Annotated in this window: 15 protein-coding genes; 5 read left to right on the forward strand and 10 right to left on the reverse strand. The window is 56.4% G+C overall.

Annotation, left to right across the window (positions count from 1 at the left end; all coding sequences use genetic code 11):
* From CGZ80_RS28195 to CGZ80_RS02450, 6 genes are all read right to left on the reverse strand, one after another.
* Positions 1-706, reverse strand: a 706-nt coding sequence (locus tag CGZ80_RS28195) for an Hpt domain-containing protein (protein WP_198953611.1), incomplete at its 3' end; no start/stop codon positions are given.
* 211 nt (positions 707-917) lie between these two features.
* Positions 918-2,000 (reverse strand): succinylglutamate desuccinylase/aspartoacylase family protein, encoded by a 1,083-nt coding sequence (locus CGZ80_RS02435; RefSeq protein ID WP_233148176.1) that lies wholly within the window; start codon positions 1,998-2,000, stop codon positions 918-920.
* A 21-nt stretch (positions 2,001-2,021) separates the two neighbouring features.
* Complete coding sequence (locus CGZ80_RS29195) at positions 2,022-2,333, reverse strand: TrkA C-terminal domain-containing protein (protein WP_198953612.1); 312 nt, start codon at positions 2,331-2,333, stop codon at positions 2,022-2,024.
* Positions 2,334-2,353: 20 nt separating this feature from the next.
* Positions 2,354-3,256, reverse strand: coding sequence for a RimK family alpha-L-glutamate ligase (locus tag CGZ80_RS02440; protein ID WP_198953613.1), 903 nt, complete (start codon positions 3,254-3,256; stop codon positions 2,354-2,356).
* A gap of 9 nt (positions 3,257-3,265) precedes the next feature.
* Positions 3,266-3,727 carry an ATP-dependent zinc protease gene (locus CGZ80_RS02445; protein WP_094411188.1) on the reverse strand — a complete coding sequence of 154 codons (462 nt, stop codon included), beginning with the start codon at positions 3,725-3,727 and terminating at the stop codon, positions 3,266-3,268.
* Positions 3,728-3,837: 110 nt separating this feature from the next.
* On the reverse strand, positions 3,838-5,250 hold the full coding sequence (locus CGZ80_RS02450; protein WP_143543704.1) for a BBP7 family outer membrane beta-barrel protein: 1,413 nt from the start codon (positions 5,248-5,250) through the stop codon (positions 3,838-3,840).
* 350 nt (positions 5,251-5,600) lie between these two features.
* On the opposite strand from CGZ80_RS02450, the gene CGZ80_RS02455 reads away from it, so the two are divergent.
* The 4 genes from CGZ80_RS02455 to gyrA all read left to right on the forward strand — a co-directional run bounded on the left by CGZ80_RS02455 (position 5,601) and on the right by gyrA (position 11,361).
* Positions 5,601-5,990, forward strand: a complete 390-nt coding sequence (locus CGZ80_RS02455; protein ID WP_094411190.1) for a heavy-metal-associated domain-containing protein — start codon at positions 5,601-5,603, stop codon at positions 5,988-5,990.
* A 54-nt stretch (positions 5,991-6,044) separates the two neighbouring features.
* A complete protein-coding gene (locus CGZ80_RS02460; RefSeq protein ID WP_233148177.1) occupies positions 6,045-6,821 on the forward strand; it encodes a sirohydrochlorin chelatase in 777 nt (258 codons plus the stop codon).
* 220 nt (positions 6,822-7,041) lie between these two features.
* Positions 7,042-8,295, forward strand: coding sequence for an LL-diaminopimelate aminotransferase (locus CGZ80_RS02465; protein WP_094411191.1), 1,254 nt, complete (start codon positions 7,042-7,044; stop codon positions 8,293-8,295).
* A 366-nt stretch (positions 8,296-8,661) separates the two neighbouring features.
* Positions 8,662-11,361 carry a DNA gyrase subunit A gene (gene gyrA, locus CGZ80_RS02470; RefSeq protein ID WP_233148202.1) on the forward strand — a complete coding sequence of 900 codons (2,700 nt, stop codon included), beginning with the start codon at positions 8,662-8,664 and terminating at the stop codon, positions 11,359-11,361.
* Between the two features lie 80 nt (positions 11,362-11,441).
* On the opposite strand, the gene CGZ80_RS02475 is transcribed toward gyrA, so the two are convergent.
* Together CGZ80_RS02475 and bioB are read right to left on the reverse strand one after the other, a co-directional pair.
* Positions 11,442-12,221, reverse strand: coding sequence for a hypothetical protein (locus CGZ80_RS02475; RefSeq protein WP_143543705.1), 780 nt, complete (start codon positions 12,219-12,221; stop codon positions 11,442-11,444).
* Between the two features lie 562 nt (positions 12,222-12,783).
* Complete coding sequence (bioB, locus tag CGZ80_RS02480) at positions 12,784-13,815, reverse strand: biotin synthase BioB (RefSeq protein WP_094411194.1); 1,032 nt, start codon at positions 13,813-13,815, stop codon at positions 12,784-12,786.
* Positions 13,816-14,097: 282 nt separating this feature from the next.
* Between bioB and CGZ80_RS02485 the strand changes: the two genes are divergently transcribed.
* Positions 14,098-14,637, forward strand: a complete 540-nt coding sequence (locus CGZ80_RS02485; RefSeq protein WP_094411195.1) for a hypothetical protein — start codon at positions 14,098-14,100, stop codon at positions 14,635-14,637.
* A gap of 33 nt (positions 14,638-14,670) precedes the next feature.
* Here the strand turns inward: CGZ80_RS02485 and CGZ80_RS02490 are convergent, their stop codons facing one another.
* Both CGZ80_RS02490 and CGZ80_RS02495 read right to left on the reverse strand, forming a co-directional pair.
* Positions 14,671-15,351 (reverse strand): FKBP-type peptidyl-prolyl cis-trans isomerase, encoded by a 681-nt coding sequence (locus CGZ80_RS02490; protein WP_315851398.1) that lies wholly within the window; start codon positions 15,349-15,351, stop codon positions 14,671-14,673.
* A gap of 397 nt (positions 15,352-15,748) precedes the next feature.
* Entirely contained in the window at positions 15,749-17,065 is a 1,317-nt protein-coding gene (locus tag CGZ80_RS02495; RefSeq protein WP_094411354.1) for an NAD(P)/FAD-dependent oxidoreductase, read from the reverse strand.
* Positions 17,066-17,079: the final 14 nt, after the last annotated feature.

Raw genomic sequence — 17,079 nt, forward strand, 5'->3', positions numbered from 1 at the left:
GGTGTGTTTGGGTGTGTGGGGAAGCGGGCACCGGGGCAGCGGATTCAGCGGCCGCTGGTACGGAGCTTGGTTCTGCCGGAGCTTCGGCGGCTGGCGCCGGCGTGGGAGCGACCGCGGGCGAAGGCTGCTCCGTTACCTCCGCAACGGGTTCAGGCTCTGCAGTAGGATTCTCGGTCGCTTGCGTCTCTGCGGCACCGGTTTCAGCGGGAATGACGTCGGCGATGACCGCTTCGATCGCTTCAACAGCTTCCGCCACGGACTCTTCGGTTGCTTGATCGTCAGCGACCGCCGCGGCAGCGTCTTCGGGGGTAACGCCTTTGCTAGTCGAAAGCGCAGCTTGCAAGCGTTCGACAAGTGCGGCGTAATCGTTGTCGCCTTCGCCCTGGCCGGACTCGAGCATGCCGAGGATTTCACGGATCGCGTCGACCATCTCCAGCAGCACGCTTGCGGTGTCGCTGGTGAGGCGGAATTCGCCATCACGGAGTGGGACGAGGAGATTCTCTCCAACGTGCGCGACTCGCTCGAGCGTCGGCAACGCGAGGAATCCGGACGTCCCTTTGATCGTATGGACGGTGCGAAAGATACTGGCCAAGCGATCGCGATCGTCTGGCGCATCTTCGAGCGCAAGCAGATCGTCATCCAACCGGTCCAGGCTTTCGTAGCTCTCAACCAAAAACTCGTTGATAATCTCGTCGAACCCGTCCACACAAATTCTCCGCACGTGGTTTGAATTCACAACCAATCGGAGAAGATGACCTTGTTAGCAAGGTTTGCGCAATCGCCCCCGATCCACTGGGTGTCATCGAAGGGGGCAAAGCGAGCTTGCCTTTTGATTTCGCTTTTTTTACAGACGAAATCAATTCGGGTGTGCTTGTGGCGGTTGGGCCGGTTGTGCGGCGGTGATGCCGTTGCAACCGTTACGAATCGTTGTCTTCAGGGGCGACGACAGCGATATTTGATGACAGTTGGTCGACTAATTTTTCTTCCAAGCCGTCTTCTTGAAGACGACTTTTGCGCAATTTGGATGCGCTGGTGTCATCGGGAAGCTGCCCGAGGTGACAAATCGGTTCGCCGGGGCTGACCGCGGGCAGTGTATTCATGCCGATCACCACCGCATCGAAGGGACTGGCGATCGTGGTTTGCACGTGTCCGAACAGGTCATAGATCGTTGCGACCGGTTGTTCGCGTTCGACCAGTTCTCCTGGCAGGATATGGAATTGCATGAAGCCGCCTTTGTTCGCCCGCAACCATTTGCTTTGCTCGACGATCACTTGGTATCGCGGACGCTCGATTTCGCCAGGCAGCATGTCGAGTTCGCGGAGCACATTGTAAATTCCGCGGACGGCCGATTCGACGATTCCGGGTTCGACTTTGGAGACCTCGCCGCCTTCCATGACGACGGTGGGGCAACCGCTCGCAGTTGCTTCGCTACGAAGTGCACCGGCGGGACCGATGCCATCCATGATTACTTCACAGCCAAAAGCCATCGCCAATCGTTTTACACCGGGATTGGTCAGGTCGCCGCGGACGTTGGGATAATTTGTCCGCCGTACCGAGGCGGTGTGAAGGTCGATACCGAAGTCGCATCGCGAAACGAGTTCATCAAATACTCGGTACGCCATGCGGCTGGCCAACGAACCTGTCGGTGTTCCCGGGAACGATCGGTTCAGGTCGCGTCGATCGGGGAGATACCGTTCGTGGCGTTCGAATCCAAGCATGTTCAACACCGGTACCAGTACCAGTGTGCCACGATCGATTTCGAATGTCGGGTCGATCAAGAGTTGCTGGATCGCACCTGTGCCATTGATCTCGTCGCCATGAAGGGCGCCTGTCACGAAGACGGTCGGCCCTTCTTTTAGACCGCGACGGACATGCATTGGAATCCGTACGGCTGCACCGGTCCGGCGTTCGCCGACTTTAAATTTCAGGTCTAAGCGTTGGCCGGGTTCAATTCGTTGTCCTTGCCAGACATCAATTGGCGGTGCTTTCTTCTTACTCAACGGCGGGGATTCTCCAGAACTCTAGTCGGCCGACTTAGAGGACTCGTGAACGTGATCGTGGACGATGTTGGCGACGGGAAGTTCGGGGAGTTCTTGAATGGGCGGTCGACGTTGGCGACGTACCGTTTTGGGAACCAGATGCCGAAGCGTTTCGAGTTTGCCAAAACATAGCAGACGATCACCGGCTTCAAGGGTGCGATCGATTCGTGGGTTCGGGACAACCGTCGCGTCACGATAAAGCGTCAAGATATTGATGTTTTTATCGAGCAGGCCGGAACTGCCGATCGTTTTCCCAACCAAGTCGGCGCCTTCGGGAATATTGATCTCGGTCACTCCCCAGCCGCGGCTGACGGTTAAACGCTGACGCAGGTCGAGTCTGGGAAATCGACGTGCGCGGCGATGTGATCGATGATCGCGCCGGCGACATCCAACTGCGTACAGCGTTCGATGCCTTCGAGTCCCGGTGAGGAGTTGATCTCCATAATCTGCGGACCTTCATGGCCTTCGAGCATGTCAACGCCGGCGACACGCAGTCCCATGATTTGGGCGGCACGCAGCGCGGTATCACGTTGTTCGTCCGACAACTCGACCGTCTCGGTTTTGCCGCCACGGTGGACGTTGCTGCGGAACTCTTGTCCTTGTGCGACGCGTCGCATTGCCGCGACGACTTGGTCGCCAACGACGAACGCGCGGATGTCGCGGCCTTTACTCTCGGCGACGAACTTTTGAATCAGCACGTTCTGGTTTTGACTTTGCAGTAGCTCGACGATTGCTTCGGCGGACTTGATCGTCTCGGCAAGCAGGACGCCGATGCCTTGTGTGCCTTCAAGCAACTTGATGATCACGGGAGCCCCGCCGACGCGTTCGATCGCTGGCAACACGTCGCGTTTATCACGGACGAACGTGGTGCGTGGGATACCGATTTGGTGGCGGCTGAGGATTTGAAGGCTACGAAGCTTGTCACGCGAGTTGACGATTCCCGATGACGAGTTCGTCGAGAACACGTTCATCTGTTCGAACTGCCGGACGACGGCGGTCCCGTAATAGGTAATCGATGCGCCAATTCGCGGAAGAATCGCGTCATATTCGCTGAGGTGTTTGCGGCGGAAATAAAGATCCGGTGCGCCGCGATCAAGGTCGATCGCGAACTTCAGCGTGTTGAGAATCTTGATCTTGTGTCCGCGTTGCTCGCCGGCTTCTCGAAGGCGTCGTGTGCTGTAGCAATTGGGACTGCAGGAAAGGATGCCGAGTTTCATTTTGTAGATTTACGATTTACGTTTTTTTTTCTTTGGTACGCCACCCAAATACGATTGGCCTGGGTCGATCAAAAAGCGTCGACGAAAGGCTTCGCGGCCGAGCAACATCCGGAATCCCATTTGATTTCGGTCGGCCAACGTCAATTCGATCTCGATCCGCTGACCAAGCAAGGTGATCGGGGTCTTGATCACCGGTCGTATCGCCGCTTGTCCGCTGGATGACCGGATGGATCGCATGTCGACTACCGGCGCACTGCATTGAATCGTCCAGTCGTCATTGCGTTGGACGGGGTTGACTTTGAAACGGACGTATTGGACGCCATCGTTGTCGAAGGTTTCAACGTCAAATGCGTGAAGGGATGATGAGCGTGCACCAGTGTCTATTTTGGCTTTGACAAATTTGATCCCGAGTTCAGGAAGAGACAACCATTCACGCCATCCGATAGTTGGCAGTTGATCGCTCACTGTCATGGATACGTTTCTATTGCGTCGGGGATCGAATCGGTTTTCTGGTCACGATTGGAACGGGCACAGGGATTTCGACCAAGGGGGCCAATGCCCAAAACCAATGGGGCCAGTGCTTAAAAGTGCAGTTCCGCCCCAAAGTGTACGCCGTGAGCAAGGTAATCTGATTGTACCCAAAGAACCTGCGGCCTGAGCGCACCTGTCAGCGGATTCGCTTCCACCGGGATCAAACCTGGATTCAAATCTCGATCAATCTGTTCCGAGGCACGCACCACGTTGGGAAGATAAAGCACCGAATAGCCGATGCTGGCGTGCAACCGATCCGTTAGGCGATACCCAAATCGCAGCCCTAGTTCGGGCATCATCATGAATTCGTCACGTTGAAACGAACCACTGTTCGACCGCACCGCATACAGTCCGCCGGCAAACTGATCGGTTGCGCCCGATTGCGTGCGAGTCGTGCTGCCGGAGATGTCGAGCGTTTGTTCATTGTTGCCAAGTGCTACCCGCATGGTGGATTCTAGCCACGCGCGGTGCAGCAAAATGCGGTGGATGAAGCCGAGTTGCAAACCTTGAAACTGGTTCTTAGTACGGAAAGAATCCGACCGGGTGTACGATGCCGATGGCACGCTGGCCAATGAGTTTTCGCTATCGGTGATTTGTAAACTGTCGCTCAAACGCAAGTTGCGATAGCCGATGATCCAGTCCGTATGATCGCGTTCGCCGCATTGCGTACACCCTGCACCGTGGCTGCACAACGCAATCCGAGCATTGATTAAATACGAGCGAAGCTTGGATGACGAATCCACGCGGACGTCACCACCAACGAGATTCGGATAAGAAATCAATAACGCGTCTTCATTCCCGTTGGTGATGTCAAAGTACGGACGACCCAAGATCACGTCACCACCGCTGGATCCGCGATAGCGATCGTTCTCCTCGGACAATTGAAAGAACTCTGCTTCGATCGACGCGCTTTGCTGGGGAGTGATCCACAACCCGCCACCAAACAAGAATCCACCCGTTGTGCCGCCGTTCAATTCGCCGCCGCCGAACAGAACGCTCGTCGAGCCGTTGCCGAGCACGCCGGCGTCGGACTGCGCCGTTCCCGTCGGGCTGGTTGTGACCAAGACGGGTGAGTCCATCCCAGAGACGTCCCAAAGCAGGTATTCGCCACGAAGATACAGCCGCGTGTCGATCTGGCTTCGCAGTCGCGGAAACATCGGATCGAAACCACCGAAGGTGTTGTAGACCGGGCCGCCTTGGACGATCGGGGATCCGACAACGGGTGAAGCGATCGTCGCTGGCGCGTTGAGCTGTGGGGGAACCGCCGCGATTTGATAGCTAGGCCCACCAAGCAATGACTCGCCGATCTGACGGACTCCGGAAAAAAGTCCCCCCGATCCGGCTGCTGATTCATACGCGGGTGATACCATTTGATAGGGATCGATTGCCGCAGCTGGCTGGGGAGCCAACCCTAGGCAGCTCGCAAGTGCAGCCAACAGGATGTTTGTGACGATGCAGCACACCGTCCACACTCTGGCGGGGCGATTGTTCTCGGTGCAGCCTTTCCGGCCCAGTTTTCGTGCCGTTTTGCCGAACAATGGATTGGCATTGAAAGGCCAAATGGTCGCAAGGGAGGCTGCAATTTGGCCTTTTAGACTGGTCTTTGAGCGTGAATCCACAAAAATAACCGTGAACGCTGATTTTTGATTCAAGATCTCGGCAATCGCTGCCGAGCCGCAAGGAAACTGCGATAATTCGCCTTCCCGCGTCAAGACGAAAGTCAGCTAGTGCCCGATCGACCGAAACGGGTAATGATTGGGCCGCCCGCCTTTCCGTTCCCACCTGCAATCAATACCGAACCAAGGATCAAACCATGCGTGCAATGGCTTATGTTGCTGCCCTGCTTGCTGCCGCCGCCATCATGTTCTTCATCGTGAATGCACCCGAGCAGCCAGATGCTCCCGAGTCGGCTGTCGCATCGTCGGTCGCGCCGGAATCGGATGTCGAAGGTGCCGAAGTGACCGCGACGTCATTGACGCTGAACGTGCCAGACATGCACTGCCCGTTCGCGTGCTATCCAAACGTCAAAAAGACATTGGAAAGCCGCGAAGATGTTGTCAGTGTTGAGCTGGTCCCGCAAAAGGAAGAAGGCGTCATCGACACGCCGCAAGTCGTCGTCAAATACAAAGACGGCTTCGTTGTCGATCAGGCGATCGCGCAACTCGGCAAAGCTGGCTTTGGCGGTTCGACCGTCGTTCAATAAGCACTCTTCGCTAGCGATCCGTTGTTGACGACGTTGGATTCTTTGAGCAGACAAATGGATAAACGTCGTCTGGATAATATTCGTCCGTTCCAGCCCGACGCAATCTTGCTAGTTGGGCATGGGACTCGCGATCCCAACGGCACGACGCAGTTTTTCGAGCTCGTCGAAATCCTGCGCCAACGCATCGCCCCGGTCGATCTCGAAGGCTGCTTGTTGGAGTTCCAGCATCCGACGATTGAAGAAGGCTGGGAACGGTTGGTCCAGCGAGGCGCGAAAGCAATCTGCATCGCGCCGCTTCTGTTGTTTGCCGCCGGTCACGCGCGAAACGATATTCCAGAGATCGTTGATCGATGCGCGGCGAAGACACCGGGTGTTGCCCACCAGCAGTGTGGCCCACTTTCACGCTGTCCCCAGGTGATTGATGTTCTGCGCCAGCGGATCGAATCGGTTGCCGGTGATTCGTCGCCAGATGATTCAACCGCGCTGGTGATGGTCGGACGCGGCAGCTATGACGTTTGCGCGACGGCGGACATGCGTGTCTTGTCAGAGATCGTTGCCTTTCATGCCGGGTATGCGAATCGGGCGGTCGGGTTTTACGCGATGGCCGAGCCCCGCTTGCCAGGGATTCTCGATCAAGTCGCCAGTGATCCGAAAATCAAACGGGTCATCGTCCAGCCACACCTGCTCTTTCAAGGCCGGCTGTACGATTCGATTGGCCAGTTGGTCGACGACGCCAGGCAGCGGCATCCGGGCGTTGAGTTCCGTCTGGGGGACTATCTCGGGCCAACCGAACAGATCGCCGGTGCGATCGCGTTTCGAGCGCTGTCGTAGCAGCGATTGGTCGCTGGTCCTCGCTCGTCCGCCCGCAAGTTCCGTTCAGCGGACTGTGGAAAAGCTTGGCGAATCTTTTGCCCTTCCGGTGAACTTCTGAATTCTTCGTGCGGTCTGCATCTCGGGTTGGTGTCACTTGGCACTCGTCAGCCCTTCCGTTGCGGTTTATGATCTTCGCTGCCGGAACACCTTAATTTGTTGCCAAACTCCGTTTTTTGCCATGTCGACTGCTACCGAACAACAAACTGCCGATCCTTATTTCCAAGAACTGTTCGCCGAACGCATCGGCGGATCGCAGTACGGCAAAAGCACCGAAATTTACAAGTTTGAAAAGATCAAACGGGCCAAACGCAAAGCGTTGGAAACCTATCCCGATCGCCAGTTGCTGGACTTTGGGATTGGCGAAAACGACGCGATGGCAGACGAATCGGTGCGTCAGACGATGGCTGCCGAAGTCAACAAGCCAGAAAATCGCGGCTACGCCGACAATGGCGTGATCGAGTACAGGCAAGCAGCCGCTCGCTTTATGAAGCGTCATTTCGACGTGACCTTGGACCCCGCGACGCAAATCAATCACTGCATCGGCAGCAAGCCTGCCTATGCGATGTTGCCGGCCGTGTTCATCAATCCGGGCGACGTGACGATGATGACGGTGCCGGGATACCCCGTCGCTGGCACCCACACGCGATACTACGGCGGCGACGTTTTCCGCCTGCCGTTGCTGGCCGAAAATAACTTTCTGCCAGATCTGGATAGCATCCCGGACGACATCTATCGTCGCACCAAGTTGATGGTGTTGAACTACCCGAACTCGCCCACCGGCCGTCTGGCACCGCCAGAGTTCTTTGAAAAGGTGGTTGCCTTGGCAAAGGAAAAGCAGTTTGTCGTCGTGCATGACGCGGCGCACATCCTGTTGACCTTCGACGGCAAGCCACGCAGTTTCCTGGAAACCCCTGGCGCGATGGATGTTGGTGTCGAAGTTCACTCGATGAGCAAAGGCTATGACATGATCGGATGGCGAATGGGTTTCGTCGCCGGTCACGAACGGATCGTATCGGCTTTCGCGGACGTCAAAGACAACAGTGACAGCGGTCAATTCATCGCCACGCAAAAGGCAGCCGCAGCGGCCTTGGACGACGATTCGATTCCACAGCGGATCAATGCCAAGTACCGTCGCCGGATGGAAAAGCTGGTCGCTGTGCTGAAGGAATGTGGCTTCCAGTGTGAGATGCCTGGCGGGACGTACTTCCTGTACTCGCCATCGCCGAAGGGCGCGAACGGTGAAACGTTTGCCAAGGCCGAAGACGCGACGCGATTCTTGATCGAACAACTCGGGATCGTCACGGTGCCATGGGACGACGCCGGTTCGTTCTTGCGTTTCAGCGTCACCTATGTGGCTGCGACCGAAGCCGACGAAGACGCGTTGATGGCGGAAACTAAACGCCGTCTTCAGGATGCCCAGTTGGTGTTCTAAACGCTGCGAATGTCCAGGCCCAATCCGGACCTGGAAAGCTCGCAGCGAAGCTGTGATTGACAGCGGGGCAGACGGCAGCAGCCGAATGCCCCCGTCGTTGTGAATAACGGCCAGATTTGGTATCTTAGCGGATTCTCGCTGAGCCCGGAAAACACGGGTTTTTAGCGGCTTTTCACCCTTCCGCTAGGACACCAAGTGGCAGACGAAAACGACGAAAACTCGCAGGAAGATGAGAACGGCTCCGGCGGCCCCCCACAGCCTGAAAACGACGGCAGTGATGACCCGCACGCTGGGGGTGAAGGTGCCCTTCGCCTGATCGATTTGCCGATCGAGGACGAACTGCGTGAAAGCTATTTGACGTACGCGATGAGCGTCATCGTCAGCCGTGCGTTGCCCGATGTCCGGGACGGTTTGAAGCCCAGTCAGCGACGGATCCTCGTCGCGATGAACGACCTGAACTTGGGCCCCGGCAGCAAGCGTGTCAAATGCGCAAAGATCTCCGGTGACACCTCGGGTAACTATCACCCTCACGGTGAATCGGTCATCTATCCAACCCTGGTCCGGATGGCCCAGGAATGGAACATGCGGTCGCTGCTGATCGACAAGCAGGGGAACTTCGGTTCGATCGCCGGTCTGCCTCCGGCGGCGATGCGGTACACCGAAGCCCGCTTGTCCGCCACCTCCGCGGCGATGCTGGACGATCTCAAGCTGGATACGGTCGACTACGTTCCGACCTATGACGAAGCGCGTACCGAACCCACCGTTCTGCCCAGCAAGTTCCCCAACCTGCTGATCAACGGTTCTGGCGGTATCGCGGTCGGTATGGCGACAAGCATTCCGCCGCACAATCCGACCGAGATCTGTGACGCGTTGATCAAGCTGATCGACGAACCGGATACCAGCATCGACGAGTTGTGTGAAATCGTTCCCGGTCCGGACTTCCCAACCGGCGGCATTATCTGCGGTCGCGCTGGCATTCGTCGCGGTTACAAAACCGGCCGCAGCACTGTCGTCGTCCGCGCGAAGTGTCATATCGAGGAAATGAAAGGTGCGCGACATCGCATCATCGTTTCCGAAATCCCGTACCAGCAGTACCGTGACCGCGTCGTCGAAAAAATCGCTTCACTGGTCAACGGCGATCGCATCAAAGGCATCTCCGGAATCCGCGACGAATCGGATTTGAAAGAACCCGTTCGCTTGGTGATCGAGCTGAAGCGAAACGAGGATCCCGATGTCATCCTGAATCAGCTGTATCAATTCTCGCCCCTGCAAGACACGTTCTCGTTGATCTTCTTGGCGCTTGTCGATGGCAAGCCACGAGAGTTGACGCTGAAAGAAATGTTGATGGAATTCTTGCGGCACCGCGTGACCGTGATCCGTCGACGAACTCAGTTCTTGTTGGCCAAGGCACGTCGCCGCAAGCACACCGTCGAAGGGTTGCTGCTGGCGCTGGCGAACATCGACGAAATCATCCAGACGATTCGCAGCAGCCGCACACAAGCGGAAGCGAAAGAGCGTTTGATGGGAATCGAATGCCCCGCGTCGATGATGCACCGGGCGCTTGGTGATGACGGATTCAAGCAGTTCCAAATGGAACGCGGCGAGTCCGATACCTACGCACTGACCAGCGTTCAGACCGACGAAATCCTGAAGATGCGTTTGGGACAGCTCGTCAACCTGGAGCAAGAAAAGCTGACCGGCGAGCACAAGCAGTTGCTCGAAGAGATCGCCGACTACCTTGATATCTTGGGCAGCCAAGCTCGTGTTTATGGCATCATCAAAGATGACCTCGAAGAGATGAAGCGACGCTTCGGCTCGCCGCGTCGAACGCAGATCAGCAACGAAGAGCTCGGCAACTTCGACCTTGAGGACTTGATCACCGAAGAGACGATGGTCGTTTCGATCAGTCACGAAGGTTACATCAAACGAACTCCGTCCAGCGTTTACAACACGCAAAAACGCGGCGGCAAAGGTCTCAAAGGCGCCAAGACGGGCAGTGAAGATCCGATCGAACACCTGTTCGTTGCCAGCACCCACGCGTACCTGCTGTTCTTGACCACGACCGGGAAAGTCCGCTGGCAAAAGGTCTATGACCTGCCGCAGCTTCCGCGTGATGCCAAGGGCCGCGCGATCGTGAACCTGTTGGCGCTCGAAGAGGGCGAAAAGATTGCGTCATGCTTGGCCGTTCGTGACTTTAACCAAGAAGGTTACTATGTCGTGATGGCCACGCGTGATGGCTTGGTCAAGAAGACGCCACTGGAGCAATACAGCCGACCGAAGCGTGGCGGTATCATCGCGATCAAGCTGCGTGAAGACGACGAATTGGTTTCTGCAGCCGTCATCGGGCCTGGCGACGAAGTCATCTTGGTGACCTCCGGCGGGATGGCGATTCGATTCCGCGAAACCGATGCACGTCCGATGGGCCGAAACACCTCGGGCGTCAAAGGCATCTCGCTGGTCGGTGATGACAAAGTCGTCGGTATGGTGGTCGCCGAGCCCGAAGCGACGCTGTTGACCGTTTGCGAGAACGGCTACGGCAAGCGAACGCCATTCGGTCCCAACGCCGTTGATGAAGACGGCGGATCCGACTCCGATTCGGACGCAGATGGTGGATCGGAAGGCGGCTCAGACAGTAGTTCGTCGTCTGCCCGTTACCGGACGCAGAAGCGTGGCGGCAAAGGCTTGCGTGACATCAAGACCAGCGAGCGGAACGGCAAGGTCATCGCGATCGCACGTGTCGACAATCAGGACGAGATCTTCTTGATGACCGGCAAAGGCAAGATCCAGCGAATTGCCGCGAAGGACATCAACGTCATCGGGCGTAACACGCAAGGTGTTCGCATCATGAACGTTGATGGTGACGACTCGCTGATCGCTGCTGTGCGTATCCCGCCAGAAGACGACACGGAAGAAGGTGATTCGGCCGAAGGCGAGCCTGCCGCGATCGTAGACGCCAGTGCTGCGGCCACAGAGGCTGGTGGTGATGCCGAGGTTGATTCGCCAGACGCAACCGATATCGCTGCGGAAGAAAACGAAACCGAAGGCGACGACGATAGCGAAGCGTAATCGTTTTGCCTTTGTTGAAAACGCAAACACGGCCTCGAGGCAATCGCTTCGGGGCCGTGTTTTTTTGTGTCAGCAAGCTGCTACGGCGAGAGCGATTCGAGCCCGCAACGCATGACGTGATCGTTGGCAATTAACCACTGGTTTTTGTTCATGCGTTTGGCAAGGATTTGCCAATAGGATCGGTCTGCGGCCATCAACTGTGCGAGCGATGAAGAGGTGTCTTCATCAATGCGGGCACGGTTCGACAAGATCAATTGGATGCGCGCAATCTGTTCGGTATCCAAGTCGTGTCGTGAAAGCGAGGCACGCAGCAGCGGTACGGCGCTGCTGCCGAAGCTGGTTAATTCGCGAACCGCAGCGCGGCGATGCGAGCTCTTGGAGGACCGTAGTTGCGTCACAAGTTCATCGACATGTTCCCGCGAAACGGTTGTCAATCGATGGGTGTTGTCACGCAAGTACGTTTCCGTTTCCCGTGTCAGCTCGATCAAGCTGCGGCCCTGTAGCAAGCGGCTTAGCAACGATTCCAAGTGCACGTTGAATCCGTCTTCGTCCTGGCCAACGATGTGCAACAGCGTTGTGCCTTGGCAAGACTCGTTCAAGTCGCTTGGGGTGCTAGTCAATCGACGCGTGCGAAATTGAATCGAGCCATTTGGCAATTGAATAAGTTCGCCTTGCTCACCGGTCGCAAGGATCGTGGATTCGATTCGTAACGCACCGCCATATTCAGCGGTCAAGCGAATGTCTTGGTAGCTGTCGTGGAAGCTGTAATAGACGGCCGGTATCCCGGAAGATGCGGAGACGGAGATGGTCTCCTGAAAGCGTTCGCACTGATGCTCCTCGGAGCCTTTGCGATAACGCATTGGGTCAATCTCCAACCTGCCTTGCATCAAACGGAACCGAATGGGCCCCCCTTCACAAAAAACGCCAGCCGGTAAGGGCTGGCATTGTCGGCATGGTTGGTGATCTTTCTTGCTGTGTCCGCAGCCGGTCAAGCAAGGTGGGGAAAGACTTTCATCGGAAGTCGACTCGTCTGCAAGAGTCGACGGGATGTGCATCGCCATCAGTATGGTCAATGCAATTAGGTGAGAGAACCTCATTGCGTCACCACTCCCTTTCCGCGACGCCTAATGCGCGCGGAATAAGCACTTCTATGCGGCCAAAATCAATCGTTTTTGGGGCTGACTTCAGTGTCCGATAGATGATTATCGGGATCGGTGACAGGGCAATCCAATGATTCTGTTAGCGATGTGTTTAGGTTACGTGCCTAGGGTTCCTTCGTTTCCCTAATTCACGCCTAAAGCAGCTGAGGGCCATGCGTGAATCACGCATGGCCAATTGGACACTCTGTAAACCTGTCTGTCGCTTGACGGACATCGAGTGGTTGAATCGACCGATTAGCGAGGGGCTGACGGCGATGGTGGATTATTCACCGACTGATGTGGTGACGTCGAATCCGAGGTCGCGAATCATTTGGTAATCTTCTTCGGGGGCCTGGCCTTTGGTGGTCAGGTAATCGCCGACGAAGACACTGTTAGCGACATACAGTCCCAGCGGTTGCAGCGAGCGGAGATGCAATTCACGTCCACCGGCGATTCGCAGTTCGCGGCTTGGGTTGACGAATCGGAACATCGCCAAGGCTCGCAAGCAGTCTTGTGGCGAAAGATCTTCTTTGCCTTCGAGTGGCGTGCCGTCGATCGAGTTCAAGAAGTTAAGCGGGATCGATTGAACGCCGAGGTCTTTCAGGTCGAACGCCATCGCGACGATATCGTCAAGCTGTTCGCCCATTCCGATGATTCCGCCGCTGCACATCTCCATGCCTGCGTCACGAACATGACGAAGCGTATCGACCCGATCGGCGTAGGTGTGAGTCGTGCAGATTTTGCCGTAGTACTCTTCCCCGGTATTCAAGTTGTGGTTCACGCGGTCGACGCCACACGCTTTCAAGCGGTCTGCTTGTTCGCGTGATAGCAGTCCCAGGCAGGCGCAGATATCCAGGCCGTATTGCTTTTTAATTTCTGGAACGATTTCTTCGACCGCTTTCATTTCGCGCTCATTTGGGCCACGAGCGGAGATCACGAGGCAGTACGTCTTGGCGCCCTGCTCCGCCGCAATTTTGGCCGCATCCATCAGCTTGTCGCGTTTCAGGATGTTGTACTTTGGAATCTCGGCGTCAGAGACCTTCGACTGGCTACAGTAGTGGCAGTCTTCTGGGCAAAGGCCACTTTTGGCGTTCATCAAAAAGTAGAGCTGAACCGTTTTGCCGAAGTGCTTGCGACGCAAACGCGAAGCCGCGTTGACGAGGCTAAGGATTTCCTCATCACTTGATTCGAGAATTTGACGTGCTTCTTCCCGGCTCAGCTCGCCGCCGCCTAGGACGCGATCGGCCCAAACCTCAAAACGGTTCGAAGCTTGTTCTGTCGTGGTGTCGGTGGAGGGGCTCAGGTCAGTCGCCATGATTGCTTTCTCGGGGCCTGCTTGTACCGAAAAGGAGGGTCTGTGAATACAGACAGTAAATTCTGACAGTGGATAACCGGTCAACCAACATGTTCTTCTCCGAAGGCGAACTCGGCAAGGCGGAGCAGCCTGAATCACGCTATTGGGGCCGTAAAAATGAGTCGATTCGGGAGTGATGCTGTTGCCGGCCGATCAGACCGCTAAAACAATGGTGTTGCCTCGGGGTCGCTTTGACTTCGGGGTGTTTCCCAATCGCCCGTCTGAATCAATTCTGGACCGCTCTTGCTGTACTACTTCATCCGTCTTGGTGCACTCGCCGAAATCCGCGTCGCGTCAGCGTTATTGCCTCTGCGTCGTGCGGATCGTGTCGTAGTGCGAACCCCGCGTGGGATCGAGATCGGCGAAGTTAGCGCGCCATGTCCCGCGGAAACTCAGGCCCGCCTTGGCGAGGTCGTCTGCCGGATCGTGCGGCCAACCACCGAATCGGACGAAATTTTGGTGCGGCGACTGGAGAAGTATCGCGGTGAAGCGGTGGATGCCTGTCGCCAGCAGTTGTCAGCGGCGGGAAGTCGATCGGTTCTGCTTGACGTCGATCAGATGTTCGACGGCGGCACGATCGTGATGCAGTTTTTGGGCGAGGTCGACGAAATCGCCGACAGCATTGCCAAAGAGATCACGGAGCAGTACGAGAACGTGGTCAAAACCAACCACTTGTCGGAGCTGCTTAGCGAGGGCTGTGGGCCGGGGTGTGGCACCGGCGATGGATGCGGCACCACCGGAGGTTGTGGCACCGCATGTTCAAGTTGCAGTCACTGCGGCTAAGTCACCGGTTGGTGACTTAGGGTCGCTGACGGACTACAGGATATCCAGTAGTTCAACTTCGAAGACGAGGACTTCGTTCGGGCCGATCGCACCGGAGCTTCCGCGTTCGCCGTAGGCCAGCTCGGAAGGGATGTAAAGCATCCATTTGTCGCCGACTTTCATCTTCTGCAAAGCCATTTGCCAGCCTTTGATGACACCACCGACCATGAATTCGGCTGGTTCGCCACGTTCGACGCTGCTGTCAAACGTTTCGCCGTTGATCAGTTTGCCGGTGTAGTGAACACGAACGGTGTCCGAAGGCGATGGCGAGGCGCCGCTACCTTCCTTCAAAACTTTGTACTGCAAACCGCCAGTCAGCGGTTTGACGCCTTCTTTCGATGCGTTTTCTTTCAGCCAAGCGTCGCCTTTCGCTTTGTTTTCAGCGGCGGCTTTCTTGATCTCGGCCAGCATTTCTTGGTGGCGGTTGTTGAGCAGGTTTTGCAGTGCCGATTGGACTTCGACCAACTGTTCGCGTGTCAGTTGCATGTCGCGACCGGCCAGCGAATCGCCGACACCGATCGTGAACGAAGCGGCATCAAAGTCGTCTGCTTTCAAGCCTTGCTGAAGCATTTGTTGTCCCATTGAAAGGCCCAGGAAGTAGCCGATCTTTTGGTTGGGAGCGTCACCGACTTTCGGTGCATCTGCGGTGGCATTGTCTTGTGCGTTAGTCATCATCGTCATCATGGAAGCTGCGACGAGAACCATCAGCAACGTTGCATAGGATCTATCCTCGGTTCGTCGTCAGGGATGTCGCCCGATTAGTTTGGGGCATCACTCGACGAGGGAAATGGTGGGGCAGCCGAATGGGAATGCGGGGGGCAGGTTTGGCAGGGAGAACGCATGGACTACAGGCGTTCGGTCCACAAGCGTTCGGCGACCGAAACGGCGTTCAAGGTGAGACGCTCTGTGGGGAATGATACCAGCTATCCACCGAGTTGCACCATGGCGTGCACGGACACGGACATGAGCGAGGGAAATTGGTCGAATCGGCCAATCGGGGCACCTCAATCTTTGTTCGCGAGAATTTCGATTTTCTTCGCCTTCCTCGCTGATTCGCCCCCCGAAAGGTTCACTAACGTGCCGCCGCGGCCTGCTGCCGCTTCACGAAATCCGGCCAGACTTCGTCGCGAAATTTGGTCTGCCCCAGTTGCAGCGTTTCGTTCACATTCAGATTGCCTTCCAGGATGTGCGCCGAATTAAGCGCATAAAATCCAGGCACGCTGCTCACGACCGGTGGCAAGGTTGTGCTGTAGTCGATCGTGGACAAGGCGGCAACATACTTCGCTCGTGCAACTTTGCAGTCGAGCACGTTGTCGCGTGAAAAGTGGTCGTACATCTTTTCAAGCGTTTGCAGACACCGTTCCTGGTACTGCTCGTCAGGTTCATTCAGGTCCGGATGGTCGTCCGTCATGTACTTGGGCAGGTACACCAAGTGATTGCCGCCAAGTTCTTTGTCGGGATCAACAATCGTCGACATTTCGATGATGCCCGTCAGCGGAACCCACGTGTCGGTGATGTTCGTGACGTAGTACTGGCTGATCGGCTTTTTCAGCAGCAGCGATGCACAGATCACGCCGAGGTACGTGATCGATTCGTGTTGTCGCTTTTCCGTTTCACTTAACTCATCGCACTGCTTCGCGATCAGCGGGGAAGCAATCGTCGAGACCACTGCGTCATACGTTTCCGTGGTGCCGTTTTGGTATTCGACTTGCAACTGTTTTGTGGAGCCTTCGGTCTGTTTGACCGACCGAACCGCGTGGCTAGCCAACAGTCGTGTGCCACGCGATTCTAAATCGTGCGTCCACGTATCAATGACGCGGGCATAGCCGCCAGGGACATAGCCGAACATCTCTTTCTTTGCGCCGCTACGTCTGGCTTTGTACATTCGCTGGGTATGGGCCCAGATAAACGCCGCGGACGTTTTCTTGTATGCGTCGCCAAGCTTGGCTTTCAGCAGCGGCAGCCAAACTTTTTCGAACGCGCCTTTACCGGACCAGCGACGCAGCCACGTTTCTACTGACTGTCGTTCCATCGAGCGGAAGTCGCGAATTTTTGACGCCAGAAAAATCGTGCCGCCCAAGCGAACCCGCTGAATCAAATTGAGTGGCGGGAACTTGAGGAACTCCAGCGTGTTGCTCATCGAAAGCAATCGCCCGTCGGCATAGAAGCCTGTCCGGGTTTCGACCCAGCGGATCTCCTGCTCAAGATTCAGCTCGCGAAGTTTCTCGCGCAGTACAGAGTCACTTAGCAGCGTGACGTGATAGAAACGGTCCCAGGTGACATCACCGAGTTGCCATGCGCTCGTCAACCCGCCGAAGCTTGGTGCCGCTTCGGCGATGGTAACGTCTTGGCCTTGTTCGAGAAGTTTATCGGCGACTTGGAGTCCCATGACACCGGCGCCGA

The sequence above is a fragment of the Rhodopirellula sp. MGV genome (genome assembly GCF_002251265.1).
GTDB classification, from domain to species: domain Bacteria; phylum Planctomycetota; class Planctomycetia; order Pirellulales; family Pirellulaceae; genus Stieleria; species Stieleria baltica_A.

Bases quoted from the DNA above. Each gene is read 5' to 3' on its own strand.
- CGZ80_RS02495 (WP_094411354.1), bottom strand. From the start codon at position 17,065: ATGGGACTCCAAGTCGCCGATAAACTTCTCGAACAAGGCCAAGACGTT.
- CGZ80_RS02445 (WP_094411188.1), bottom strand. From the start codon at position 3,727: ATGACAGTGAGCGATCAACTGCCAACTATCGGATGGCGTGAATGGTTG.
- CGZ80_RS02465 (WP_094411191.1), top strand. From the start codon at position 7,042: ATGTCGACTGCTACCGAACAACAAACTGCCGATCCTTATTTCCAAGAA.
- CGZ80_RS02490 (WP_315851398.1), bottom strand. From the start codon at position 15,351: ATGATGACTAACGCACAAGACAATGCCACCGCAGATGCACCGAAAGTC.
- CGZ80_RS02455 (WP_094411190.1), top strand. From the start codon at position 5,601: ATGCGTGCAATGGCTTATGTTGCTGCCCTGCTTGCTGCCGCCGCCATC.
- CGZ80_RS02460 (WP_233148177.1), top strand. From the start codon at position 6,045: ATGGATAAACGTCGTCTGGATAATATTCGTCCGTTCCAGCCCGACGCA.
- gyrA (WP_233148202.1), top strand. From the start codon at position 8,662: ATGAGCGTCATCGTCAGCCGTGCGTTGCCCGATGTCCGGGACGGTTTG.
- CGZ80_RS02475 (WP_143543705.1), bottom strand. From the start codon at position 12,221: ATGCGTTATCGCAAAGGCTCCGAGGAGCATCAGTGCGAACGCTTTCAG.
- bioB (WP_094411194.1), bottom strand. From the start codon at position 13,815: ATGGCGACTGACCTGAGCCCCTCCACCGACACCACGACAGAACAAGCT.
- CGZ80_RS02440 (WP_198953613.1), bottom strand. From the start codon at position 3,256: ATGAAACTCGGCATCCTTTCCTGCAGTCCCAATTGCTACAGCACACGA.